A 24977-nucleotide genomic window follows, 5' to 3' on the forward strand; every position below is an offset into this window, starting at 1 on the left:
TAACCCGAAGCCACCGCGGTTTCCAGCAAGCTGAAGCAGAGCTATGGGAAATGTTTGGAACACTAGCAGAGAGCTGATTTTTTTACAGAAGGAATTCTTTATTTACACAAACTTCTTGACGCTCCCTTTGGAATGACTTTATGGAAATATAATACTTTATTTTAAGACGGATGATTGCTAAAATACTAATGTTAAAAGAGTAATCTTACTCACCAAAGGAGAATTATGAATGAGCTTTAGAAGTAATATTGCCACTCACGTTGGCCGCCTATCTCGTTGGGCTCTTACAAAATTTACTGGTGGCGGAAGTAGTTTGCCCGGTAAACTAGCCTTAACGATTGACCCTGATATACTAACTACATTAGGTGAAAACTATGATGTTGCTATCATCACTGGGACGAATGGTAAAACCTTAACGACTGCGTTAAGTGTCTACGCTTTGAATGAAGCTTACCCTCACGTCTTAACTAACCCGACAGGTTCAAATATGCAGCAAGGGATTGTCAGTACTTTTCTAGCTGCCCCTCGCCTTGAGAAAAATAAAAAAGGCATTGCTGTGCTTGAAGTTGATGAAGGTTCCCTAAAACACGTTGTCAAATACGTGCAGCCGAAAGTATTTGTTCACACGAACGTCTTTCGTGATCAAATGGACCGTTACGGTGAAATATATACAATTTATAAATTAATGGCTGATGCAGCAAAAGAAGTGCCTGAAGCGACAGTGATTTCTAATGCAGACTCGCCGATCTTAAATTCCATTGATTTACCAAACCCTCGTCTTTACTTTGGTTTTGAAGATCAAATGGATGGCAATGTCGTTCCGCATCATAACACTGATGGTATCTTATGTCCTAAGTGTGACCACGTGTTAAAATACCACACGTTAACTTATGCGAACCAAGGTAAATTCTATTGTGAAAATTGTGACTTTAAACGCCCTGAGTTGGACTATAAAGTGACGAGTTTAGATGATTTGAACATTACAGACTCAACTTTTACAATTAATGATTATCAATTCCAAATTCCAGTCGCTGGAATGTATAATATCTACAATGCCTTAGCTGCTTATAGTTTAGGTCGCTTCTTTGATTTATCTCCTGAACAAATTCACGATGGCTTTGAGAAAGCAGAACGTGTCTTTGGCCGTCAAGAGATTTTAGATATTGAAGGCAAGCAAGTGTTAATTAATTTAGTTAAGAACCCCGTCGGCTTAAATCAAGTGATTGACTTAGTTGGCCTGGATAAAGACCCATCGACGTTTATTGCGATTTTAAACAATCAATACGCTGATGGAACAGATGTGAGTTGGATTTGGGACGGAGACTTCGAGAAGATGTCTGATTTCAATATTCAATCTGTCTACACTGCAGGAATGCGTAAAGAAGATATGACGAAACGCTTAGAAGTAGCAGAGTTATTCGATGGTGACATTCAAGAACTCAATTCTGTAGAAGAAGTGGTTCAAGCGACTCGCGAAGCGAAGACAGACAGTGTCCATATCTTCGCAACTTATACAGCCATGCTGGATTTACGAAAAGAATTAATTCAAGCAGGCTATATAACAAAATAACTTAAAGAAAAGAGTGCCCTTTATGAAAAACATTCGAATTGGTCATCTATACGGCAACTTAATGAATACCTATGGCGATAACGGAAACCTATTAATGCTTCAGCATTACGCTAAAGAAGCAGGATATCAGGTTGAAACAACGATTGTCAGTCTAGGTGATGACTTTCTAGCTGAAGATTATGATTTACTTTTCTTCGGTGGTGGGCAAGATTATGAACAAAAGATCGTCTCGCAAGATTTACCGCGCATCCGCGATGAAATTGCATCATTCATTGAGAACGACGGTGTCATGTTAACCATTTGTGGTGGCTTCCAATTACTTGGTCAATACTACATCAATGCTGCTGGTGATCGTTTAGAAGGAATGAATATCTTACCTCATTATACTGAGAGACAAATCGATTCTCGCTTTATAGATGATATTGAAATCTATGATGAAGAAAATGATCAAACTTATTATGGCTTTGAAAACCATAATGGTGTAACTCATCTAGGTCCCGAATTAAAACCACTGGGTCGCATTGTCAAAGGAAATGGGAATAACGGCGTGGACCAAACCGAAGGTGTTCACTACAAAAATACCTTTGGTTCTTACTTCCATGGCCCACTTCTCGTTCGAAATGAATGGCTCGCAAGACATATTGTTGAATTAGCGATTCAAAACAAATAAAAATTATCCCTGACTCATTCTTTATTGAAAAAGTCAGGGATAATTTTTTATGTTTAATTATTTTGTTGCCATTAATTTGTTTGTAATTTCTTCGAATTGATCAATATAGTTAACAAAAGTGTCTAAAGATTTTTGCCAAAATGCAACATCAGTGACATCAACGTCCATCGCTTTTGCTGTCTCTTCAACAGATGATACGGTCGTTAGTTTTAATAACTCATCATAGCGTTCAACAAAGCCTTCTGGTTGCTCTTCATAGATTGTGTATAATCCTCTAGCGAACAAACCACCAAATGCATAAGGGAAGTTGTAGAAACTTAAACCAGCTGAATAATAATGACCTTTATTTACCCACATATATGGATGTAAGTAATCTGGGTCTAACCCGTCGCCATAAGCTTCTAATTGAGCTTCTTTCATTAACTCTTCCAGTTGTTGACTGAATAAGAATTTATCTTCTTTTGCTTCAAATAATTTTGTTTCAAAATAATAACGTGAATAAATATCAACGATAATTTGAGTCGTATCTTGTAATAATGATTCGATTAAAGCAAGTTGCTCCACTTCATCATCTGTATTATTTAACAAGTCATTCATAATTAATGTTTCGTTAAATGTAGACGCTGTTTCTGCAACTGGCATTGAATATGACCAATTCAATGGTTTATGGGCTTGAATAATTGAACCGTGATACGCATGGCCCAATTCATGTGCCATTGTAATGACACTAGATAGAGACCCATCAAAGTTTGTCATAATCCGTGATTGACCAATAAATGGTAAGTTTGAGCAGAACGCCCCGCCTCGTTTACCTTTTCTTGGAATGAAATCCACATAGTTCTTATCGTAAAATTCTTGCACTAAATCAGCTAACTTATCTGAGAAAGGTCTAAAGTGGTTTACTAAGTATTCTCCAGATTCTTCAACTGAGAATTGTTGACTTGCTTCACCTATGGGTGCGAATAAATCATAGAATGGTAAGCCATTTTTATGTCCTAAGTAAGTAGCTTTTTGTTTTAAATAACGTCTGAATTCAGGTAAGTATTTTTGAATTGCTGTCATTAAACTGTCTAATGTTTTACGGTCCATGCGTGATTGTTGCAACGTTTCATCTATGGGTGACTCATAGCCACGTAATGATGACGTTGTTAGAACTTGTTGTTTAATATTATTTAATGAGAAAGCAACGGGGTCTTTAATTTTGTCATACATGGCTAATTCAGCTTCATAGGCTTTTTTACGTACATCTTGGTCTGCATCATAAGCTAAGTTTCGAATTTCACTTAACGTATATGTTGTTCCATCTACGTCAGTTTCTACTGTAGAAGTTAAGAATGTATGTAAGTTTGACCAAGCACTTGCACCTGAGTTATCTAGTTTTGAAATCACTGCTTCAATATCTTCATCTAATAAATGCTTTGCTTCTTCTTTCAATTCATTAAAGGCAAATGTATAGTCTGATAACTCACTATCTTGAGTAATATCGGTTGTAATACTTCCTAAAAAACGACCTAAGATAATTTGGTTTTTAGTCAGTTCTGACATTACTTTTGAAAACTGACCACGATAATTAGTCGAAGTTTCATCAGTTGTATTTGTTGATAATGTTAGGCTGATGAATGAGCCAATGCGTCTTGCTGTAATTAATAAGTCTTCTTTAAATCTCACAGCCGCTTTAATATCTTCTAAATTATCTTCTAAAGTTAATTGGTTAAAATCCTCTTCGAATTGCTTTAATTTTGCCCAATCCGATTTAAATTCTTCACTCTCATAGCCTACATATAAATCATCGAGTTGCCATTTGTACATTTTATAACGCCCTTTCTTTTCTACATTTACTTAAATAAATAACATAATTATTACAGGTAAGATAATTGCTGGAACAAAATTCATTATTTTGAATTGAGTGACTTCAATCATATTCAAGCCTAAGCCAACTAATAATACAGAACCTACACAGATAATCTCTGTGATGACATCCGCGGGTAGCCAAGGCTCTAGTAAGCCAGCAAAAATAATAATACTTCCTTGAATCAATAGAACAGGAATTGATGCTAAGGCAACACCAATACCTAAAGATGATGCTAATAGAATCGATGTAATACCATCTAAGATACTTTTCGTATAAAGAGTTGTATTGTCACCAATGAGGCCACTTTCTAAAGATCCGACAATGGCCATTGATCCAATACAGAAAATCATTGCGGCACTGACCATTCCGTGTGAAAGGTCACCGTATTTGGCACTACCTTTACCGATTTTCTTCTCTACTTTATTAATGCCAGATAGAACACGGCGATCAATATCAACCCACTCGCCAATGAGTGTTCCAAGAACAATACTTAAAATCATAACAATAGTATTATTCCCTTGGATTGCACCGGCAATTCCGATAGATAGAACACACAAGCCAACAGCTTGCATTAAACTTTTTTGTATTCGCTCAGGGATACCTGAACGAATTTGTAGTCCAATCAAAGAACACATTATGATGGCTACTGCATTAACGATTGCTCCCATATTCCAACTCCTGTTCGGTTAATTTAAGTCATCACTTGCTTCATCAGTTGAACTGTCTTCCACTTCTTCTTCTGACGCACTCTCATCAAGTGACTCACTATCTGTTTGATATTCACTTTCACTTACAACATCTAAGTCTTCATTAATGTAATTAACCAAACTAGGTGTCCAAGTAAAATCAAAGTAATAAATTAAATCGTCGCTAACTTCGATTGTTTCTTCTTCAGCTTCCTCTTCTAACACTTCTTCGTCTTCGCTTTTCACTGGTGTGTTAATCGCGATATAGAAAGGTTCCCCTTGCCAAACTTCTTGATATCTCAGTTTATCCAAGGCAAAAGTCTTAATCGTTGTGTAACTATCACCTGGTTTGATAACTGTGCCGTTATAATCATTAATTAAGACGTAATCACTATTCAAGCTATCTTCACCAATTTGTAAAGTTGCAACCCCATCTACTGGAAGGAGTTCATAATCGCTATTATTAGTAACTTCATACTCAATAGATACGATGATTTGACCATAATTAAAGTTTTGAAAATTTTCTTCATAAATATCTTTCGGTTCAAAATCACTGATTTCAGCTCTTAATAACTCAACTGAAACATCGTCATCTTCACTCGTTTCGTTCAATTCATCTTGAGCTAAGATTGTCTTTTGACCCCACCATTCTGATGATAAACGATCTGGAATCATTTGTTTATTCTCAGATAATTGTTCTTGAGTCTCCTCGTCTAATGGGAGATAAAGAATGCGTTCATCTCCTAGTAAACTTGCACCCACACCTGAGATGGCATCGGGTTCCGATTGAGGTGGTACGACAGTTAAGTAGACATTTCCTAAAGCTGAGGCTTCTTCCCATTCTTCTTGACCGAAGCTATAGATAAGATAACCGTTGACGGTCATGCTTGGTCCAATTTCACCGTTATTTTGTTCGAGTATTTTCGTTAAATCTCCACTTTGAGCTGGATATAAAGCAGATGATGGGTGCATTTGCATATCTGCTGATTGATAACTCATGCGTAAGCCTTCAATCGGGTAATAAATTGTCTCATCTGTCAAGTTCGTTATGGCCACTTCCATTAAGACGACTGCGCCAGGATTGTCTTCATAGTTAAATTCACTACTTACAGACTCATCCGCACTTTCAACTTCAAAGACTTCTATATTCTCGACACTTAATTGAAAATTATTCTGTGTTTGAGAGAAAGTTTCATTCACTTTAAAGTAAGATTCATCCGCTAGTGTTAACACATCACTGTTTCTAAATTCAGCAATCACTTGGCTAAATTCTGGTACAAAGCGCGCATCAACAGCTGTTTCATTCTCAGTATTATCCGCACTTGAAGACGTGACATCTGATTCTACCTGGCTCACTTCTTGGCTAGAAACAACTTCTTCAATTGTCTCTTCAATCTTGCCACAACCGACAAGGAACAGAGCTGCAATTAATACGAGCCCGATTTTTTTATTAAATTTCATTCTGTTTGTATGTTTGTTCATATACTTCAACCTTTTACTTTTATTCTTTTTCCTCTACAGGACTTGCGATAACTTCGGGTGCTAATGTTTCCACTTCGTATTCTTCTTCGAATAATCCTGAAGATTCTCGGAATGTATTATATAGCTCCGTCACAATTACTTTAATAACCGCATAGCCTGGAACCCCTAAGATAACTCCTGATAAGCCGAATAGGCGTCCGGCACCTAGTAATACTAATAGGATTGTTACTGGGTGTATTTTTAAATTGTTTCCTAATATTTGTGGCGATACAAATCGTCCTTCAAGCAATTGCTCGATGGCCACCACAATCAATACTTTGATAAACATGTATGGCGAGATTAATAAACCGATTATTAATGCTGGTACAACCGCCATAATCGAGCCCAAATAAGGAATAATATTAAATATTCCGGCAATCACAGACAGTGATATAGCATAATCTAAACCAATGATTGAATAACCAATCGCAAAAATAACCCCGACTACGAGTGCCACTAAAATTTGCCCGCGAATGTACTGTGAGATTTGATGATTCGACTTGAATAAAATCCGCCCTACTTTTGGTCGGTATTTATCTGGCACATGGTAGAGAATATATTGCGGAATTTTATATCCTTCTAGCAATAAATAATATAGTAACACTGGCATTGTAATTAACCCGGTTACCAATTGTGCCACCGTTCCCATCACACTTCCTAAACCGCCAAATGTAGATGTAATAATCGTATTCAACTGATCTGTGATACTATTCCAATCAATATTGGCAAAAAATTCAGTAATATTCGGGTCAATAAAACCACTTTCGAGATCGATGGGTAAAGACTCGATCGTTTCCATTAGAGATGCTTGATAATTAGGTATATTCTCTACGAATGTCGTCGCTTGCTCTCTTAGCAATGGAATTAATGTGGAAATACCCCAACTAATTAATGCAATAATAATGATAAAAATAATCCAAATCGAAATATTTCTTGATACGCCTCGTTGGATTAATTGCGCAACAAATGGTGAAAATAAATAATATAAAATCCCCGCTGCAACAATTGGAAAAGCCACTAAATTTACAAAAGTGACGATTGGGGTAAATAAGTACGCGACACGTGTAAATATTAAAATAATTAATAAAATTAACAGTGTATTGAATAAGAAAATTACAAATTGGTTGTTCAGAAATTGACTTACAAACCAACTTTCTTTACGCTTTTCGTTCCGTTTATTATCTGTCATAAAATTCACTCCAATGACTTAAGATAATGATATTTTAACACACTACTAATAAAAAAACTCAAGAATCTAATTCATTCATGATTTTACTCATCTATGCTATACTTTATGTATTAATATACTGGGAGGATATCAAATGACTCAAACATTTATTTTAGGTGGCTATACAAAACGAGACAATAAAGGAATTCATCAAGTAGAATTTGATGCCAAAGAAGGCGCTTTTTCAGATCCAAGTTTAATTAGCGAATTAAACGGCCCCACTTTTGTGGCTTTATCTAAAACTAAGGATTTACTTTTTGCGATTCATAAAGAAAATGACCAAGGTGGAATCGTATCTTTCAAAAAGAACGACCAAGGTACTTGGGACAAATTAGCTAGTGGTTTTGGTGATAACGGTAGTGGTTGTCACGTGAGTTACCGTGAAAGTAGTCAAACTATTTATGTATCTAACTACCATGCTGGAGTGATTGATGTATTCAAATTAGACGGTGAAGAGTTAAATGTAATTCAAACCGTGGAACATTCTGGTTCAAGTATTCATGAAAACCAAGACTCGTCTCACGTTCACTATGCTGATTTCAATGATTCGCAAAACTTATTATTTGTTTGTGATTTAGGGACAGATTTCGTTACAACTTATGAAATCGCTGAAGACGGTACTTTAGCTCCTTCTAGCGAGATTAAATTAACTCCTGGAACGGGTCCACGTCATTTAGTATTACATCCAACAGAACCCTACGCATACATCATCGGTGAATTAGCAAACACAACAACCGTTGTATCATTAGACGCTGAGGGTAAAATGGCAGCCGTTGAAACGCAATTAAATATTCCTGAAGAACATGTTGAAAAATCTGCAGGCGCTGCAATTCGTATTACGAATGATGGCCGCTTCTTATATGTTTCAACTCGTTTCCATAATGTATTAACAGTCTTTGAAATTTCTGAAGATGGTGGAGCTTTAACGAAAATTCAAGAAATCGATACGAACGGTGAAATCCCTCGTGATTTCAATATTGATGAAACTGAAAAATATGTTCTAGTTGCTCACCAAGATACAGATCATATTTCAGTATTTGACCGTAACGCTGAGACAGGTCAATTAACATTTATTCAAAATAATACACTAGCACCTGAGTGTGTGTGCATCGCCTCAGCTTAATTAACAAAATAATGAATTCAAAGCCAAACCATTTCAGTTTGGCTTTTTTTGCTGTTATTTTTCTTTGACGAAAACGTTTAAATTCGATTTTATAATGGATACTATACTTTTTTAGTGAATTTACGTTATAATGGATTGAATAAATTTCTAGAGAGGATAGGAAACATGGATCAAATGATTGATATTATTGAACTTATAAAAATATTTGTCCTGAGTGTGGTACAAGGGATCACAGAGTGGCTACCGATAAGTAGTACGGGACATATGATTATCTTAGAAGATTTAATTCCTTTGAATTTATCTTCAGAATTCGTTGAGGTCTTTTTAGTACTTGTACAACTAGGCTCAATTTTCGCAGTAATTTTACTTTACTTTAATAAATTAAACCCTTTTTCACCAAAGAAAACTTCAGTGGAGCGTAAAGATACTTGGGTGCTTTGGTTTAAAGTTGCTTTTGCAAGTATTCCAGTCGCAATCTTCGGCTTTGCTTTAAAAGATTATATGGATGAATACTTCTATAATCCTATTGTTGTTGCTATTGCACTGATTGTGTACGGGATTATCTTTATTTGGATTGAACGCACCGGTGAATCTAAACATGCAGCTACAGTGACTGATTTTAATTCATTATCTTTTGCGACAGCTTTTAAAATCGGAATCTTCCAAGCATTGTCTATCATTCCTGGAACATCTCGTTCAGGTTCTACGATTATCGGTGGATTATTAGTTGGAACGTCTCGTCACATTGCGACTGAGTTCTCATTCTTCTTAAGTATCCCAGCTATGTTTGGTGCAAGTTTAGTTAAACTACTAGACTTAGGTTTCGCATTCACAACAGTTGAATGGATTTACTTATTATTCGGAATGTTTGTTGCTTTTATTGTTTCAGTATTTGCAATTAAATTCTTACTGAACTACTTGAAACGTAATGACTTTACTGGCTTTGGTAAATATCGTATCGTATTAGGTGCAATCGTTATACTTTACTCGCTGTTCCAGTTTTAATATTTAATTTATAAACCCAGTTGATTGTCTTAATGGCAATTAGCTGGGTTATTTTTGATAAAATGGGCTCTTAAGGGGCGTCGTGCTGACTCGCGATGGACCGCAAATCAAAATGCGGAGTGTCGTGCCGACTCGCGATGGACAGCAAATCGAAATAAGGAGTGTCGCGCCAGCTCACGACGCCCCATCCCACCCAAACCCCAAAACAAAAAACCGAAAACTATAACTTAGCACACGACTTAGTTATGGTTTTCGGTTATTTAACTTAATTTAATTATCCCATAGCATTTTCTTTAGTGATTTCTGTAATGCCACCCATGTATGGTACAAGTACTTCAGGAATCTTCACAGATCCATCTGCTTGTTGGTAGTTTTCTAAGATTGCTACAACAGTACGGCCTACTGCTAATCCTGAACCGTTTAAAGTATGAACATGTTCTACTTTTTCATATTCGTTACGGTAACGGATTTTTGCACGGCGAGCTTGGAAAGCTTCTGTATTTGAACAAGAACTGATTTCACGGTAAGTATCTTGAGCTGGAATCCATGCTTCAATATCATACGTTTTAGCGGCAGCGAATCCCATATCTCCAGTTGATAAGACAATTGTGCGGTATGGAATTTTTAATGCTTCTAAGATACCTTCAGCATCTTTAGTCATGCTTTCTAATTCTGCATATGATTCATCCGGACGAGCAAGTTTAACTAATTCAACTTTATGGAATTGGTGCATACGGATTAATCCACGCGTATCACGACCAGCACTTCCTGCTTCTGATCTAAATGATGGTGAAAATGCTGTAAAGTGTACAGGTAATTGATCTAATGAAAGAATTTCATCAGCATAGTAGTTCGTTAATGGAACTTCTGCCGTTGGAATTAAAGTTAAGTTACGGTCCCCTTCTAACTCAAATACATCTTCTTTAAATTTAGGGAATTGCCCAGTTCCGAACATTGCTTTTTCATTCACCATATAAGGTGTGATCATTTCGCGGTAGCCATTTTTCCCGTGAGTATCTAACATAAAGTTATAAACAGCACGTTCTAAACGAGCTCCTAGGCCTACATAGTATACGAAACGCGCACCGGCAACTTTTGCTCCACGTTCGAAGTCTAAGATACCTAAGTTTTCAGCAATATCCCAATGATTTAATGCTTCAAAATCAAATTCTGAAATTTCTCCCCAACGGCGGATTTCAACATTATCGTCTTCATCTTCACCAACTGGCACATCTTCATGTGGAATATTAGGTAATGTGAATTCAATATTATTTAAGTCAGTCTGAATCGCGTCTAACTTGTCATCCATCGCTTTAATTTCTTTCCCGATTTCTTGCATTGCTTTGATTTGCTCATCCGCATTTTCTTTGTTGCGTTTTAATTGAGCAATTTTCTCGGTAGTTTCGTTACGTGTTTGTTTCGCTTCTTCAGTTTGAGCAATTAATTCTCTTCTTTGTGCGTCTAAGTCGCGGTAATTTTCTAATACCTCACGTTCCACACCTCGGGTTGCAAGTTTTTCTGCGACAAAATCAAAGTCATCTCTTAACATTTTACGATTTAACATATTATTTCCTCCTGTGATATTAAATTTTAATTTTATTAAAAATAGCCATAAAAAAGAACCTTCCGTCCCTGAATAAATCATGGGACGAAAGGTTCTCATTCGCGGTGCCACCCAAGTTCAAATAAACCCAATAATAGTGAGTTTACTTGCTCTTAAATTCAATAACGGTGAGGCCGGCACTACTTAATCGCGCTTTCGTAGGCTGAATAAAACGTGGATTCTTTGATTAAACTGAGTGATTCTCACCAACCATCACTTCTCTTAGCAGTTATCTCAAATACTATTCGTTTCTCATTTAATCATATTATAAATTATCCCGCCATAAAGTCAAGCAATCCTACCAATTCAAGTCTTTTGCTTTGTCAGTATCATCATAATGATGAATTGCCTCTAGACCTTGCCATTGTTGTTGGCGTAAAGCTTCAAATATGATGATATTAGCAGTGTTTGACAAGTTTAGTGACCGTACATGTTCGTCATTCATTGGGATTCGCAAACTGTCATTTTTATGCGCTTCCATTAATTCAACAGGAAGTCCGGTTGTTTCTTTTCCGAATAGGAAGAATTGCTCATTACTTTCGTTTTGAGCCAAGTCTGCCTCAGAATAAATTTGAGGTGCAAATTTTGTAATTAAATACAGTTTACGTTCACCAACGTATGAAAGAAATGCCTCTAGATTATCATGCTCGACAATATCAACATTATGCCAATAATCTAAGCCAGCACGTTTCAACATTTTATCATCGGTTGAGAATCCTAGGGGATGAATTAAATGGAGCGTTGAATTAGTTGCCGCACATGTTCTTGAGATGTTCCCTGTATTTGCAGGCATCAACGGTTCAAATAAAGCAATATGATTTTTCAATGGAATCCTCCCTTTCTTCACGTAATTTGGTGAATGTTTAGATAGAAAAAGACACGTATTGAACGTGTCTTTTAATAGAATTATTTGAAGATTACTCTTCTTCTGCTTCTTCAGTTGCACCAATTACTTCTGGTTCAGCTGCTTCTGCATCTGGATCTACGTCTTCTGCTTCTTCAGTAGGAATTGAGATTGAAACAATTGTTGCATCGTTTTCCATCATAATTTCTACACCTTCTGGAAGAGTGATATCCGCTACAGTTAAAGTATCACCGATTTCTAAGCCTTTAACATCCACTTCAAAGTATTGAGGGATTGTATCTGGTTTAGTTTCAACAGTAATTTCGTTTTCAACGATTTCAACGATACCTTCTTCAATTGTTTCCTCATTAACAACGTATAATGGAATTTCTACCGTTAATGTTTGGTCAGCAGAGATAGCTTCCAAGTCAATTGAGTACATTTCGTCTTTTAACGCTGCACGTTCATAGTCTTTTAACCATACTTTTTGAGTACCTTCGTTAAAGTCTAAATTGAATACCGCGTTAGTACCTTCTTCTTTTAATAAAGCTTCGAAATCACGACGATCTACTAAAAGCGAAGTTGCTTCTACTGTTTTACCGTATAAAGATACAGGCACTTTTCCTTCAGCACGAGCTTTGCGTGAAGCACTTGAGCCAGTTGTTTCTCTAAGTTCTGCTTTTAAGTTCATAATAAAATCTCCTTATCTATAAATAATTTAATGCATTTCAAATAGTAATTTTCGCACATACGTTATAGTATCAAATTTTCCTCTAAAAAGCTAGATAAAACCGTATTTTTTTTATACAATAAGTAAAGATTCGTTGCTTTGCAATAGAGAGGTAGGTCCCATGAGAAAAATATTAAGCTACTTTAAACCCTTTGATTATGTATTTATTATCGTATCAATTATCATTTCTTTTATTCCAAATGTCATTACGAATGCTCATCTCAATGATTCAGGAGATGCCGTTGCGATAGTGAAAATCCACGGTGAAGTTGTAGATGAGTTCCCATTATCAGAAGGATTAGAAGTCGAAAAGACATATTATCCAAACGATAACCAGTACAATATTATCGAAATCAATAATAACCAAGCTCGTATTAAAGAAGATAATAGTCCTGATCAAGTTGGCGTTAGAACAGGTTGGATTGAAAGACCGGGACAAACTGCGATTTGTCTCCCCCACGGGCTCGTGTTAGAGATTACAGGCCAAATGGCTGAAGATGAATTGATACTACCCTTGTAATTAACTAATCATAAAATGGAGGTCTTATTATGTCAGCAGCTAAATTTAAACCCACTGGTGAAGATGTCGTCGAATTTATTGAGTCGATTGATTCAAAACAAAAACAAATTGATTCATTTGTTTTACTAGATTTATTTAAAGAAGTGACTGGTTTTGAACCTCAAATGTGGTATCCAAATATTATCGGTTTTGGAACTTACCATTACGTTTACGATTCTGGTCGTGAAGGCGATGCATCCTATTTAGCCTTTTCCCCTAGAAAAGCCAAATTTAGTTTGTACCTTGCTACCGATTTCAAAGACAAAGAGAAATTACTAGCACAACTTGGAAAACACACCACTGGTAAAATGTGTATTTACGTAAATAAATTAGCTGATATTGATTTAGATGTCTTAAAAACAATGTTAGAAATCTCAATGGAACATACTTTAAGTAAATATCCTAAATAAAAAAGCAGCCTCGATTTTCAATAAAATCGAGGCTGTCTTTATACTAACAGTAAAACAAATAGAACAATGACATACATACTTAAAAACAATATAAAACTCTGAATAGCTTCTTTAAAGGCAATTGGCTGTGGAATTCTTTCCGTATATCTCATCACACTTTGATAATGAACATAGCCAACGGCTAAAGTAACAATCGTCCACCAAGGGAATATACCCGCAATAATATAAGTCAACCACACAATCCATGGTAAGAAGCTAAGCAACTGATACAAGCGAATCGCGTTCGGTCTACCAATATAGTAAACTAACGTCCGTCGTTCGTTTTGAATATCTGTATCCAAATCTCGGGTGTTATTGCCAAGCATAATATTCGCTGTTAAAAATATTTGTGGCAAGCTGAACCAAAATATCTTAAGAATATCAAACCAACCGATATTCAATACTAAATTCGTCCAAGTCCATTCACTTGAAAGCAGTACTTCATAGCGGGTCATGAATACCGCCAGAAAAGTGATACCGAATCCCATCGTTAAACTCGAGAAAATCTCCCCGTAAGGTGTCCGTGAGATAGGTAACGGTCCAAATGTGTAGATTATTCCAATAAAATATAACAAAGCTCCGATCAACAAGAGCATTGGATCTGTTAACCAAACGAGATATAAACTAAGTATCAGCGAAATAGCTAATAGGATAAATACAATTATGACCATCGTGCGGTAATTTAATTTGTATTTACCAATCACATTCTGCTCTTCCTTATAGTTATTATCCAAGGCTTTGTGATAATCCAATGTATTATTAATCGCTGTTACCGTCATATCAAAACAAGTCGCAGCTAGGAAAAATATAATTGAATTCAACCAATTAAATTCCTTGAAATAGTAACCTGTCCATAAAAAACCAACCATCATTGGGAAAAAACTAGCTATTTTTGTTCGAATTTCGACAAATTCTAAAAATATTTTTAAATTTATTTTATTCATCGGCGATGTAATACTCCTCATTCGTTAAATTAAAACTATCTTTTATACCAGCAGAAAGATGTACGCCACCTTCCTTATCGACATAAGCTACTTCAAAGCCATCTTTTGAATTAATAAACTCGATACCTTCTTCAATGCCCATTAAGAATAAGGCTGTCGAATAAGAGTCACCATCAAAAGAGGTTGGTGCAAAGACAGTTACACCTGAAATCTCATTATCTAAAGGGTATCCTGTACGTGGATCCATTATGTGATGGTATTTTGTGCCGTCTACTTCTAAATATCTTTCGTAAATTCCACTTGTAACAATGGCTGCATTTATGACACGTTGAATCCCAACAATTTCACCACGTACTTCATCAGGGTCTTGAACCCCAACATTCCAACCCTCTTCATTAGATGGTGATGTCCCCATAACAACGACATTTCCCCCAAGGTTAATGATGGCTGTGGTAATATTGTTTTCCTCAAAAATCTCAACAATACCACTACCAATGTATCCTTTAGAAATACCACCTAACTCTAGCGACATTCCCTCTTCTTCAAGCATGACCGTCATATTCTCTTCATCAATGCTAATCTTTTCATAATCGATTAGATTAACGGCTTCAGTTATTTCAGAATCTTCTGGAACACGCGCATCATCACTTCCGATTTGCCATAAATCTGTGAGAACCCCAATTGAGATATCAAAGAGCCCATCACTCTCTTGGGCAATTTGAATTGAACGTTTAATGATTTCCATTGTTTCAGGTTGTACTTCAACCGGCTCAATCCCAGCATTCTCATTGATTCTATATACGTCAGATCCTTCAACGTTTGTGGAAAGGAGTGTTTCCATCTCCGCCATATAATCAATCGCTTCTTGCATCACATCTTCGACGCCTTCATGATAGACTTGCATTTGAACAACCGTATGTAACATCGTCTCCGTTATGCTTGTAGGTTCTTTAGCAATCGGGAGTCCATTTTCATTTACTTCTGTCGTAGTTGTCGGACTTGCTCCTGATATAACCACTTCTGGCTCATCATCACTTGCACAACCAAATAAGATGAGTGCTGTAGCAAATAAGGACACTTTTTTCATTGCATTTTTCATTAAATATACTCCTAGCTATTCTAATTCGTAATTCCTATTATACTATTCATATAGCTTCTATAAAAGTGAAAAAGTGAGCTAATTGTTAAATTAGCTCACTAATGACATATTTTCTATTTAATTATTTTGGCTTATTCTTCTGATGATTCTTCTTCAGTTGATTCTTCAGACGATTCTTCTGACTCTTCTTCAGATGATTCTTCCGAAGTTTCTTCTGATGCTGACTCTTCGCTTGATTCTTCAGATGACTCTTCAGATTCTTCGCTAGACTCTTCTGCATCAGCTTCATCAGCTGTTAAACTTGCTAATTTAGCATCATTTGTAGCTTGAGTTGCTAAAGCGATGAATGTTGTAGAAAGTTCTTCTTGTCCTTCTACTGGCTCAACACCTTCAACGTTTCCAGCTTCTACTAAAGCAGCTGCTAATTCATCAGCAACATCTTGATCTTCAGCTTCAAATGTTGCGTCAGTAATTTCGCCACCCTCAACAGTAATTGTTAAGTCTTCAGCTGAATATTCACCGTCTGCTAATTCTAATTCATCAACATTAACTTCTTCAGTGTTACCTTGTGCAGCTAACTCTAATAATACTTGCGAAGTGAATTGGAATGAAGTCGATGTTGTTGTTGCACCAGAAACAGCATCTACATCTGCTGATTGTGATTCAACTAATGCATCATTTAATTCTTGTGTTGCATCTGCCGATGATACGCCAGTTACATCTTCCATTTGAGTATTGTACTCTTCATCTTCTGATTTTAAGTCGCCGTCTTCATTTTCGTAATCAAAGTTTGAATCAGTAATTTCTCCATCTGCAACAGTGATTGTATGAGTTACAGCCCATCCACGTTCGTCTGGATTACCTACAACTGAGTATTCACCGTCTGTTAATGCTCCAGCTTCTGCTGATTCGTCAGTTCCTACTACTGCAGCGTCATCTGCTGATTCTTCTGAATCTGCTGATGATTCTTCTGAATCTGCTGATGATTCTTCGTCAGTTGATTCTTCTGATTCTTCTGATGTTTCTTCCACAGATGATTCTTCTGATTCTTCTGATGTTTCTTCATCAGTTGATTCTTCTGATTCTTCTGATGTTTCTTCGTCAGATGATTCTTCTGATTCTTCTGATGTTTCTTCTTCAGTTGACTCTTCTGATTCTTCTGATGTTTCTTCTTCAGTTGACTCTTCTGATTCTTCTGTAGTTTCTTCTTCAGTTGACTCTTCTGATTCTTCTGATGTTTCTTCTTCAGTTGACTCTTCTGATTCTTCTGTAGTTTCTTCCGATTCTACTTCTTCTTCGACAACAGTTGATACTTCAGATTCTACGCTTTCTGGTGCTTCTTCTTCAGCGCCACAGGCAGCTAATATAAACATTGATCCTAATAATAGAGTACCCTTTAATAAATTCTTTTTCATTAATGTCATCTCCTTTTTTTTGGTAAGTGTTTACCTTCGTGATACAAAGGCAAAATTACTTAAATTTAGTTTATAATAGAATCATTTATTTGTCTAGTAATGACTCTGGTGTTAGTACTGTCGATTAGATATTAGTATGATTATTTTCTTGATTTGTGCTTTATACTCAGAATCACTTATTTTATCTAGATAAAATAAGGCTTTTTCAATATAACGATCAATGAGTACTTCTGTGTCTTGAAAAGCGCCAGTTTCTTTAATCATTTGTGCTAATTGATCTAAAGATGCTTTATCCCACTCATCTGTTTCATTAACGTAACGACTTACTGCATCACTCTTCTCCATCGCAAGCAGCAAAGGTGCCGTGTAAATACCATTAGGAACGTCTTGCATACTAGGCTTTCCAGAATCTCCTGCTGGAACTAGAAAATCAATTAAATCATCTTGTAATTGAAAGGCAATGCCTAGATATGTTCCAAGTAATCTCACATTTTGAGCTTTTCGAAAATCATTATTTGCTAGATAGTACCCACCTGAAGCTGACAGCGCAAATAACATGGCTGTCTTTCCTCTAATTTGACGAATGTAATCAATCATTGTCATCTCTTTATTAAAGGTATTAGCTAGTTGGCGCAATTCCCCACTCATAATATTTTCTAAAATCCACTTATTGCGGTTTTGGAACTGAACTTCATCAATTAAGTCAGATGCTAAACGGCTACTGTAGCTAAAAAGATAATCACCCGCATAGACCGCGATTTTATTACTTTGTGCTATGTGCATAGCTTCAATACCACGTCTTGAATCGGCTGTATCAATCACATCATCATGAATCAACGTTGCTAAATGCAGTAACTCAATCGCTGCAGCATATGTAATTATTTTTTTGTTTATACTGCCTTTTTCCATATAGAAAAACATCAAAGATAAACCTGCACGTAGATATTTACCTGGCGCATCAATGTATTCTTGTATCTTAGCTTCTATTTCGGGTATGCGAATAGAAATACCTTCACGCATGGTTTGTTTAGTTTCTTTTAAGGCTTTTTCTATCTCAGGATACTCACGCCAAATCTCATGTATCAATGTTTTTTTCTCCCATCTATAAACATTATAAAAATATAAAAAGCCAAGATTTAACGAAGATAGGTCTACTTTCTATCCGTTAAAATCCTAGCTTTCGATTTAAAATAATCTATTCTCTTATCCTATATTATCTGTGTAGATATGCTTAGGTTTGCCCCATATCCAACCATCGAATAGTTTACCTAACCATGGCATTACATAGTAGTCTAATCCGAATGCACGACCTGCACCCATCATTAAAGCAATTGCAGCTGGGATGAACCACATGTTAACCCATACAAACATTCCTGATAGGCAGAACATTGCTACTAAGACAACAGTTAAACCACTTACTAAGAATGTGAATAATCCAGCTATTAAAGCTAAACCAATTCCTAATTCTACTAAGGACATCATTTTTTGCATGAATAATGCAACATCTTGATTCGGCATCATGAATTCCATAATTGATGCGAACCAGCCTGGCATTTCATCAAAGACTAACATTGGCTCTTCACCGTAAACATAGTTTAAACTAAAGATTTGTTCTGCTACTTCAACAACTTCTTCTGTTTCAGTTGCAGACGCTGCACTTGTTACTTCTTCTTGTAACCAAGGGAATGGGAAGACAACTTCATCTTCAAACCAAGATTGACCACCAAACATACCAAATGTTTTCTTCAATCCTTCAACTAACCACATAGCTCCATAGAAGAGACGTAATGGCACAGACCATAGAATATTACCATGAGCAGATAAGTGACCACGGAAAATATTACGTTTGTGTTTGATTGTAAAGAATTCGTGACGAACATACAACCATGCATAGTAGAAACTTCCAATACTTAAGAAGTAAATCACGTTAGCTGCATGTTTAATGAACATGGCGATAAAGCCTTGGACACTGTATTTATCATAGAGATAAGCAACACCGTAAGTTGATCCAATAGATACCATGTTACCATCATATTTACCTTCGAATTCTTCTTTTTCAGTTCCACTAATTTCTGAAATGATTGTTGTTGCAGCAACATCACCAGTCAGCTCTGCCGCTTGAACGATTTGAGGTGTCGGCATGTTGTTGTTTGTTGGATCTTCATAATAAACTAAATCTCCAGCTACGAATACATTGTCGTATCCTTTTGCTTGCATGTATTGATCTGCTACTAAACGACCTGCGCGAGCTTGTTCAACGCCCCATTCGCTAGCATCAGTATTTGCTTTAATACCAGCAGTCCAAATTGAAGTATATGTATCAATTTTCTTACCTGAAGCAAGTTCAATATGGTCATCCGCGATTTTAGCAATTCCATCACCTAAAGTAATATCAATGCCTTTTTTACGCATGTATTTCATCGCGCGTTCTTGTTCTTTTTCTGTAACTGTATTTAGAATTTTTGGAGCCGCTTCGACTAAATGGAATGAGATTTCATCTGGGTTTAATTTGTGTTCTTCAGCTAAGATTGGTAACCATTCAACTAATTCACCAATCATCTCAACACCTGTAAATCCACCACCACAAACTAAGAATGATAGTAAAGCACGACGTTTAACTGGGTCGTGTTCACGCGCAGCTTTATAAACCATATCAATAATATGTTCACGAACGCGTTCTGCATCTTCCATTGACCATAATGTGAATCCATTTTCTTTCACTCCGTCGATACCAAAATCATTTGGTTCAGCACCAACAGCTAATACTAAATAATCAAATTTATAATTGCTTTGTTCTCCAATAACAACATTGTTATCGTGATCAATTTCAGATACATTATCTGTTACTAATTTTACGTTGTTCAAACGATGGAAAATACGACGTAAATCATATTTAATTGCATCTGGTTCTAAACGTCCACCCGCAATTTCATGTAATTCAGTCATATATGTTAAATATGAATGACGGTCAACTAATGTAATATTGACAGTTTTGTCTTTTTTATATTTCTTACCTAATTTTCTTGCCGCTGCAACACCGGCAAAGCCAGCACCTACAATTACTATTTCTTTTGCCAATTATATTCACTTCCTATCAAATAATTTCGTTCATAGTATACCGCTAGTATTACGATTTTACAATGTGTTTTTTACTTTAATGTTTTTTTCACAAGTCATTTCGTTGCTTATCCCATAGGAACAAAACTACTAGCTCGCCATTTCACATATTAATTTTTTAATGGTATTTATAATATCAAGTGATCGACGCTATCTAAATACGAATTTTATACTAATTCATTGATTAAAAATGGTGTTTATTTTTTCACAAACGCTTTTTTTGAATCACATGAATCTCGGCTTGTAGCTGAATTCACATATACAAACAATAAAATGCCACTATACATCAGCAAGCGATATACAGTGGAGTTTGTAAGTGATTATTTATTGTTTTTAATTGATTTTGGTAGTATTAGTGTGGCTTCAGGATAAGTAAAACGGGAATCTTTACGATATAGACCTCTGAAATTTTCAACGATTGCTTTTTGTGCGACATCTTTACCTTGAGTGATTCTTGAAATTATTGTTTGTGTCATTTCATAGCCTCCTGATTATTATGTATTTTTTAACCTTATACAATTTAACATACACATCAGATGACTTTCTTTAAAGTTCCCTAAGAAATCGCTAGTCTTTTCATGAGTTTATCTTAAACTAAATGTGAAGTCCCCGCCAATAATAAGTAATTGCTCATTCATTCTCAAAAAAATAGACAACTGATTTAATAATCAGTCGTCTATTAAAAGCTATAAATTATTCTGCAGACTCTTCTGTAGATTCTTCGGTTGTCTCTTCAGTTGTTTCTTCTGCTGATTCTTCTGTTGTTTCCTCAGCTGTTTCTTCTGAAGTTTCTTCCGTAGATTCTTCAGTTGTCTCCTCAGTTGATTCTTCTTCTGTTGCTGCTTCATTGTTTGCATTTGCAAGATCAATTAAGTCTTGAACAGCGTTTTGTAAGTCTTCGTCATGGATTTCATATCCAGTATCTTGGAGTAATTGACCTATCACTCCATAAGCGAATTGGCTATCAGCAAAGCGTGAAGTAACGTATTGTTCTTCAACATCTTCACGAACATCTTCTAATGGTTGTTTTTCACCATTATTGATTGTGCGAATAACATGGAAACCGTATTGTGATTCTACAGGTGTTTCTGTCATTTCGCCGTTCTCTGAGTTCATTACTGCTTCTTCAAATTCTGGAACCATTTGTCCAGCTGGGAATGGTTGTAATAATCCACCGTTTTGTGCTGTTGAATCTAATGAAACTTCTTGAGCAACTGCATCAAATTCTTCGCCATTATTAATTCTTTCGATTGCATCGAGTGCTTCTTCTTCAGTTTCAACTAAGATATGTTGGGCTTTCATTAATGGTGAGTATTCATTCTCATAGTAGTTTGTGATAGCTTCATCTGACATATCAATTTGGCTCTCTACTACTTCTTGGAACATATTTCTTACAAAGATTTGGTAAGTATATGTTTCGATATCACTTAAACCTTGGTATGCAAGTAATTGTTGGAAAACTTCTTCTCCACCCGCTTCGTCGATCTGAGCTTGGACTTCTTCTTCCGCTGCAGTTCTTAGTGCTTCAGCATCCGATACATTTTGTTCTAAGACAGTTTCTAGAATGATTGTTCTCAATGTTGTATCACCAGCGATAGCTTTCATTGATTCATATAATTCCTCTTTAGTAATATCCTCGCCACCTACAGTTGCAATGACCTCACTTGCTGATTCTTCTTGTGCCATTACTGAGGCAATACTACCTAGTCCTGAAAGTAATAATGTTGATGTTAAAGCAACTAATGATACTTTTTTTAGCGTTTTTTTCATAAAGTTTTTGGCTCCTAACTATTTTTAAATATGTTACAAATATATCATACTTTATCTATTTGAACTCCATGTTAATATATTAATCTAGGAAAATTCAAACAAATTGATTTAAGTTCATTTAAATTAATTAATTATTAAGATTAATTTCTTCTACTTGTTCTTCAATATCTTCGTTTAAATCCTCGATATGACGTTGAATCCGATTAATTCTTGGCGTGGTTTCTTCTTCGAAATGTTGTAACGATGTTTGAATACCATCTGTCGCAGTTTTAACACTATCCATGCCTTCTTGAGTTAATTTCTGCACTGACATTCTTAAATTGTCTACTTTATAACGAACATCATTCACATCATCCGTTGTCGTATCGATAAAGTGCTTCAAATCTTCACGCGTTTCTTTACCGCTCTTGGGCGCATTCATTAACCCTGCTAGTCCTCCAAAGAAAGCTCCCCAAAATAATCCTGATTTAAATCCAACCATATAAATACACCTCTTTAATTTTCTTTGATTTGTGATGCAATTAATGCTGCTCTTTCATTGAACTCTTCTTGTGTATAGCTGTCTTGATTATTACTAAACTCGATAGCGAATTTATCATCTTCAGTGTAACGTGGTAATAGGTGCCAATGAGTATGGAAAACGGATTGATATGCTAATTCACCATTATTATTAACGATATTCATTCCTTTAATTTCTGGAAATGCTTCTTTTATTGCATTCGCAATTTTAGGTAAGCGTTTTGCGATTGCTACCGCAACATCTTCATCATATTCAAAGATATTCTCAACGTGTTTTTTTGGTACTACTAAAGTATGCCCTGGAGTTACTTGCGACATATCTAAGAATGCAAATACTTCATTGTCTTCATATACCTTCGCTGAAGGTATATCACCATCTATAATCTTACAGAAAATACAATCTTTCATCTTTATCTTCCTCTCATGTAATTCTTATCTTGTTTATCATACTAGATTTTATCGGAATTACAAAAAAATAACTAGGTAATTGGAGATCAATTTCACAAATAATTCATAAAACCGAATATAATTAGTAAATTCTTCAATCTTTATTCCCCGAAATCTTTACATACATATAGTTTTGATGTGCTATACTTTTATTACACAAGAAGTAAATGGAAAGTAGGTGGCAATTTTGCGCGTCAGTTTTAATTTGAATATGCGTAAGTTTATAACTTTTGTTCTATCAATCATGTTTTTAAGCATTAGTAATGGACAGGTTATTCAAGCCCAAGAAAATAATATAAATGATTCCCAACAAGATGAATTGCCTGACTCTTCTGAGGATCAAGAAATAAATGACAATGTAGATGATGAAAGTATGAGCCAACAGATAAGCATTTCTTTTGAGGAATTTGTTCCTTATGCAAATTTTATAAATTATCAATATCAAGGTGATCAAGTTTACTTTGATGCCCAAGATATTATTATGGAATATTCGCCTGATAGTAACGGAATTTTTCAAGTGACGTCATTTTCTGGCCAAGAAGCTATCGCTTATGTGTATCAAATCCGTGATACAGGCTTTTATGAACTCGCTTCTTTCAATGATTATTATGTTGTAGAAGATTTACGTTACTCACCAGAAGCAAGTGATAATGATGAATCGCTCATTTTACCGAGTGATTTAACTATTGGATCAAGCTTTTCAAGTGGATACAACAAAGAAAAAAGACGCAAGGTATCCGAATTAATAAGTTCATATGATGTAGGTGGCCAAACCTTTAATGATGTTCTTCGTATTGAAGAACAGGCGCAAGAAGATAGTGGTTCTGTTACTTATAATTACTACTTTGCCCCAACTGTCGGTATTATTGTAATTGAACGAACTGCTTCAGATGGTACAACGCAACGTGTCTTACAATTAATTTCTGCACAAGGTTCAAGTCAATAAGCAAAATACCTTCTAACGATGAGTACTTTTTCAAGTAGCTTCGTTAGAAGGTATTTTTTATTTATGATTTGATAACCAATTTTTTTGGTCTGTATTTGCGACGTGTTCTTTATGATACATCTGAAGAACTGAGATACGCTCGAGTAAAAAATTCCCAAGGAAGCCGACAACAAAGCCAGCTAAAATCCCAGAAATTGATAAAACCGGAAGATAATTCATCACGGAGAACGATCTTGCAAATAAGGCTGCTACACTTAGTTGTCCAATGTTGTGCATTACCCCTCCGAGAACAGAAATCCCAATAATACTCACCTTATTAGGTCCTAGTTTTTTCGACCATAACATTGCAAAGTAACTTAACAATCCCCCCGATAAACTATAAAAAAACGTTGACATATTACCACCAATTAAAGCAGTGAGTACAGTTCGAATTAACACGACTTGAATACTTTTTGAAAAAGGCAGTGTGAATATAGCAATCACAGATATTAAATTCGCTAAACCTAATTTAGCTCCAGGAGCAAAGGAAAGAGGTGAAGGGATCGCTCCTTCAAGAATACTTATAACTACTGCCTGTGCAGCTAGCATGGCAATGTACACCATAATTTGATAACGACTTCGTCTCATCTCATTCCTCCATTAAACAACTTATCTATATACTTCCAATTATCTCTCATAACTATTCTCACAGTATACACGTATTTATTTATATTGTTAACCGTTCATGCAAAAATAAAACAAAAGATACTTAACCCTGAATAATTCATAGTTTTACTAATAGTCTTTCCTAACATTGATTTAATAGTCTTTAAAGTAATCTGCTTCATCACCCATTAGGTGATGAAAAAAGACCCCCTTTCTGATATGGTTAATTCACCAC

General features: G+C 35.7%; 24 protein-coding genes and 1 other annotated feature. Of the genes, 7 read left to right on the forward strand and 17 right to left on the reverse strand.

What is annotated here, in order from left to right:
* Positions 1 to 229 precede the first annotated feature (229 nt).
* The gene (locus tag FEZ33_RS08995; protein ID WP_138405052.1) at positions 230 to 1570 is read left to right on the forward strand and encodes a Mur ligase family protein; all 1341 of its coding nucleotides are present in this window, start codon (positions 230 to 232) and stop codon (positions 1568 to 1570) included.
* A gap of 22 nt (positions 1571 to 1592) precedes the next feature.
* The gene (locus FEZ33_RS09000) at positions 1593 to 2240 is read left to right on the forward strand and encodes a type 1 glutamine amidotransferase (RefSeq protein ID WP_138405053.1); all 648 of its coding nucleotides are present in this window, start codon (positions 1593 to 1595) and stop codon (positions 2238 to 2240) included.
* Positions 2241 to 2297: 57 nt separating this feature from the next.
* Here FEZ33_RS09000 and FEZ33_RS09005 read toward each other — a convergent pair whose 3' ends face one another.
* The 4 genes from FEZ33_RS09005 to FEZ33_RS09020 are packed head-to-tail and all read right to left on the reverse strand — an operon-like array spanning position 2298 to position 7488.
* On the reverse strand, positions 2298 to 4049 hold the full coding sequence (locus tag FEZ33_RS09005; RefSeq protein WP_138405054.1) for a M3 family oligoendopeptidase: 1752 nt from the start codon (positions 4047 to 4049) through the stop codon (positions 2298 to 2300).
* A gap of 30 nt (positions 4050 to 4079) precedes the next feature.
* Positions 4080 to 4760 (reverse strand): DUF554 domain-containing protein, encoded by a 681-nt coding sequence (locus FEZ33_RS09010; RefSeq protein ID WP_138405055.1) that lies wholly within the window; start codon positions 4758 to 4760, stop codon positions 4080 to 4082.
* A gap of 18 nt (positions 4761 to 4778) precedes the next feature.
* Positions 4779 to 6239, reverse strand: a complete 1461-nt coding sequence (locus tag FEZ33_RS09015) for a DUF5068 domain-containing protein (RefSeq protein ID WP_171031348.1) — start codon at positions 6237 to 6239, stop codon at positions 4779 to 4781.
* A 40-nt stretch (positions 6240 to 6279) separates the two neighbouring features.
* Entirely contained in the window at positions 6280 to 7488 is a 1209-nt protein-coding gene (locus FEZ33_RS09020; RefSeq protein WP_138405057.1) for an AI-2E family transporter, read from the reverse strand.
* Between the two features lie 133 nt (positions 7489 to 7621).
* Here FEZ33_RS09020 and FEZ33_RS09025 point away from each other — a divergent pair, with 133 nt between their 5' ends.
* Together FEZ33_RS09025 and FEZ33_RS09030 are read left to right on the forward strand one after the other, a co-directional pair.
* The gene (locus tag FEZ33_RS09025; protein ID WP_138405058.1) at positions 7622 to 8650 is read left to right on the forward strand and encodes a lactonase family protein; all 1029 of its coding nucleotides are present in this window, start codon (positions 7622 to 7624) and stop codon (positions 8648 to 8650) included.
* 165 nt (positions 8651 to 8815) lie between these two features.
* Positions 8816 to 9655: an undecaprenyl-diphosphate phosphatase gene (locus tag FEZ33_RS09030; RefSeq protein ID WP_171031349.1), complete on the forward strand. Its 840-nt coding sequence runs from the start codon at positions 8816 to 8818 to the stop codon at positions 9653 to 9655.
* 274 nt (positions 9656 to 9929) lie between these two features.
* Here FEZ33_RS09030 and serS read toward each other — a convergent pair whose 3' ends face one another.
* The 3 genes from serS to FEZ33_RS09045 form a co-directional block, all read right to left on the reverse strand.
* A complete protein-coding gene (gene serS / locus FEZ33_RS09035) occupies positions 9930 to 11219 on the reverse strand; it encodes a serine--tRNA ligase (protein ID WP_138405059.1) in 1290 nt (429 codons plus the stop codon).
* A 77-nt stretch (positions 11220 to 11296) separates the two neighbouring features.
* Positions 11297 to 11522 (reverse strand) — a binding site (T-box leader).
* A 34-nt stretch (positions 11523 to 11556) separates the two neighbouring features.
* Positions 11557 to 12084, reverse strand: a complete 528-nt coding sequence (locus FEZ33_RS09040) for a tRNA (cytidine(34)-2'-O)-methyltransferase (RefSeq protein ID WP_138405060.1) — start codon at positions 12082 to 12084, stop codon at positions 11557 to 11559.
* A gap of 91 nt (positions 12085 to 12175) precedes the next feature.
* Positions 12176 to 12793 carry a 50S ribosomal protein L25 gene (locus FEZ33_RS09045; protein WP_138405061.1) on the reverse strand — a complete coding sequence of 206 codons (618 nt, stop codon included), beginning with the start codon at positions 12791 to 12793 and terminating at the stop codon, positions 12176 to 12178.
* 160 nt (positions 12794 to 12953) lie between these two features.
* Between FEZ33_RS09045 and FEZ33_RS09050 the strand changes: the two genes are divergently transcribed.
* Both FEZ33_RS09050 and FEZ33_RS09055 read left to right on the forward strand, forming a co-directional pair.
* On the forward strand, positions 12954 to 13352 hold the full coding sequence (locus FEZ33_RS09050; RefSeq protein ID WP_138405062.1) for a NusG domain II-containing protein: 399 nt from the start codon (positions 12954 to 12956) through the stop codon (positions 13350 to 13352).
* Between the two features lie 29 nt (positions 13353 to 13381).
* Positions 13382 to 13801: a DUF1801 domain-containing protein gene (locus FEZ33_RS09055; protein ID WP_138405063.1), complete on the forward strand. Its 420-nt coding sequence runs from the start codon at positions 13382 to 13384 to the stop codon at positions 13799 to 13801.
* 38 nt (positions 13802 to 13839) lie between these two features.
* Here the strand turns inward: FEZ33_RS09055 and FEZ33_RS09060 are convergent, their stop codons facing one another.
* From FEZ33_RS09060 to FEZ33_RS09095, 9 genes are all read right to left on the reverse strand, one after another.
* Positions 13840 to 14784 (reverse strand): UbiA family prenyltransferase, encoded by a 945-nt coding sequence (locus tag FEZ33_RS09060; RefSeq protein ID WP_138405064.1) that lies wholly within the window; start codon positions 14782 to 14784, stop codon positions 13840 to 13842.
* Positions 14777 to 15883 (reverse strand): FAD:protein FMN transferase, encoded by a 1107-nt coding sequence (locus tag FEZ33_RS09065; protein WP_235888807.1) that lies wholly within the window; start codon positions 15881 to 15883, stop codon positions 14777 to 14779. The genes FEZ33_RS09060 and FEZ33_RS09065 overlap by 8 nt, the downstream gene beginning before the upstream one ends.
* Before the next feature lie 131 nt (positions 15884 to 16014).
* Positions 16015 to 17298, reverse strand: a complete 1284-nt coding sequence (locus tag FEZ33_RS09070) for an FMN-binding protein (RefSeq protein WP_138405065.1) — start codon at positions 17296 to 17298, stop codon at positions 16015 to 16017.
* A gap of 111 nt (positions 17299 to 17409) precedes the next feature.
* On the reverse strand, positions 17410 to 18384 hold the full coding sequence (locus tag FEZ33_RS09075; RefSeq protein ID WP_138405066.1) for a polyprenyl synthetase family protein: 975 nt from the start codon (positions 18382 to 18384) through the stop codon (positions 17410 to 17412).
* Between the two features lie 117 nt (positions 18385 to 18501).
* Positions 18502 to 20376, reverse strand: coding sequence for an FAD-dependent oxidoreductase (locus FEZ33_RS09080; protein WP_138405067.1), 1875 nt, complete (start codon positions 20374 to 20376; stop codon positions 18502 to 18504).
* A 359-nt stretch (positions 20377 to 20735) separates the two neighbouring features.
* Positions 20736 to 20891 carry a hypothetical protein gene (locus FEZ33_RS12485; protein WP_171031350.1) on the reverse strand — a complete coding sequence of 52 codons (156 nt, stop codon included), beginning with the start codon at positions 20889 to 20891 and terminating at the stop codon, positions 20736 to 20738.
* 217 nt (positions 20892 to 21108) lie between these two features.
* Entirely contained in the window at positions 21109 to 22185 is a 1077-nt protein-coding gene (locus FEZ33_RS09085) for a peptidylprolyl isomerase (protein WP_138405068.1), read from the reverse strand.
* A gap of 127 nt (positions 22186 to 22312) precedes the next feature.
* Positions 22313 to 22666 (reverse strand): YtxH domain-containing protein, encoded by a 354-nt coding sequence (locus FEZ33_RS09090; RefSeq protein WP_138405069.1) that lies wholly within the window; start codon positions 22664 to 22666, stop codon positions 22313 to 22315.
* A 14-nt stretch (positions 22667 to 22680) separates the two neighbouring features.
* Positions 22681 to 23112 carry an HIT family protein gene (locus FEZ33_RS09095; RefSeq protein ID WP_138405070.1) on the reverse strand — a complete coding sequence of 144 codons (432 nt, stop codon included), beginning with the start codon at positions 23110 to 23112 and terminating at the stop codon, positions 22681 to 22683.
* Positions 23113 to 23362: 250 nt separating this feature from the next.
* On the opposite strand from FEZ33_RS09095, the gene FEZ33_RS09100 reads away from it, so the two are divergent.
* The gene (locus tag FEZ33_RS09100) at positions 23363 to 24097 is read left to right on the forward strand and encodes a hypothetical protein (protein WP_171031351.1); all 735 of its coding nucleotides are present in this window, start codon (positions 23363 to 23365) and stop codon (positions 24095 to 24097) included.
* Positions 24098 to 24154: 57 nt separating this feature from the next.
* On the opposite strand, the gene FEZ33_RS09105 is transcribed toward FEZ33_RS09100, so the two are convergent.
* Positions 24155 to 24724 (reverse strand): Gx transporter family protein, encoded by a 570-nt coding sequence (locus FEZ33_RS09105; protein WP_138405072.1) that lies wholly within the window; start codon positions 24722 to 24724, stop codon positions 24155 to 24157.
* Between the last annotated feature and the right edge of the window lie 253 nt (positions 24725 to 24977).

The organism is Ruoffia tabacinasalis (assembly GCF_005864045.1).
GTDB lineage: Bacteria > Bacillota > Bacilli > Lactobacillales > Aerococcaceae > Ruoffia > Ruoffia tabacinasalis.

Coding starts and splice junctions, on each gene's coding strand:
- FEZ33_RS08995 (WP_138405052.1), top strand. CDS start 230: ATGAGCTTTAGAAGTAATATTGCCACTCACGTTGGCCGCCTATCTCGT.
- FEZ33_RS09000 (WP_138405053.1), top strand. CDS start 1,593: ATGAAAAACATTCGAATTGGTCATCTATACGGCAACTTAATGAATACC.
- FEZ33_RS09005 (WP_138405054.1), bottom strand. CDS start 4,049: ATGTACAAATGGCAACTCGATGATTTATATGTAGGCTATGAGAGTGAA.
- FEZ33_RS09010 (WP_138405055.1), bottom strand. CDS start 4,760: ATGGGAGCAATCGTTAATGCAGTAGCCATCATAATGTGTTCTTTGATT.
- FEZ33_RS09015 (WP_171031348.1), bottom strand. CDS start 6,239: ATGAAATTTAATAAAAAAATCGGGCTCGTATTAATTGCAGCTCTGTTC.
- FEZ33_RS09020 (WP_138405057.1), bottom strand. CDS start 7,488: ATGACAGATAATAAACGGAACGAAAAGCGTAAAGAAAGTTGGTTTGTA.
- FEZ33_RS09025 (WP_138405058.1), top strand. CDS start 7,622: ATGACTCAAACATTTATTTTAGGTGGCTATACAAAACGAGACAATAAA.
- FEZ33_RS09030 (WP_171031349.1), top strand. CDS start 8,816: ATGGATCAAATGATTGATATTATTGAACTTATAAAAATATTTGTCCTG.
- serS (WP_138405059.1), bottom strand. CDS start 11,219: ATGTTAAATCGTAAAATGTTAAGAGATGACTTTGATTTTGTCGCAGAA.
- FEZ33_RS09045 (WP_138405061.1), bottom strand. CDS start 12,793: ATGAACTTAAAAGCAGAACTTAGAGAAACAACTGGCTCAAGTGCTTCA.
- FEZ33_RS09050 (WP_138405062.1), top strand. CDS start 12,954: ATGAGAAAAATATTAAGCTACTTTAAACCCTTTGATTATGTATTTATT.
- FEZ33_RS09055 (WP_138405063.1), top strand. CDS start 13,382: ATGTCAGCAGCTAAATTTAAACCCACTGGTGAAGATGTCGTCGAATTT.
- FEZ33_RS09060 (WP_138405064.1), bottom strand. CDS start 14,784: ATGAATAAAATAAATTTAAAAATATTTTTAGAATTTGTCGAAATTCGA.
- FEZ33_RS09065 (WP_235888807.1), bottom strand. CDS start 15,883: ATGAAAAATGCAATGAAAAAAGTGTCCTTATTTGCTACAGCACTCATC.
- FEZ33_RS09070 (WP_138405065.1), bottom strand. CDS start 17,298: ATGAAAAAGAATTTATTAAAGGGTACTCTATTATTAGGATCAATGTTT.
- FEZ33_RS12485 (WP_171031350.1), bottom strand. CDS start 20,891: ATGACACAAACAATAATTTCAAGAATCACTCAAGGTAAAGATGTCGCA.
- FEZ33_RS09085 (WP_138405068.1), bottom strand. CDS start 22,185: ATGAAAAAAACGCTAAAAAAAGTATCATTAGTTGCTTTAACATCAACA.
- FEZ33_RS09090 (WP_138405069.1), bottom strand. CDS start 22,666: ATGGTTGGATTTAAATCAGGATTATTTTGGGGAGCTTTCTTTGGAGGA.
- FEZ33_RS09095 (WP_138405070.1), bottom strand. CDS start 23,112: ATGAAAGATTGTATTTTCTGTAAGATTATAGATGGTGATATACCTTCA.
- FEZ33_RS09100 (WP_171031351.1), top strand. CDS start 23,363: ATGCGTAAGTTTATAACTTTTGTTCTATCAATCATGTTTTTAAGCATT.
- FEZ33_RS09105 (WP_138405072.1), bottom strand. CDS start 24,724: ATGAGACGAAGTCGTTATCAAATTATGGTGTACATTGCCATGCTAGCT.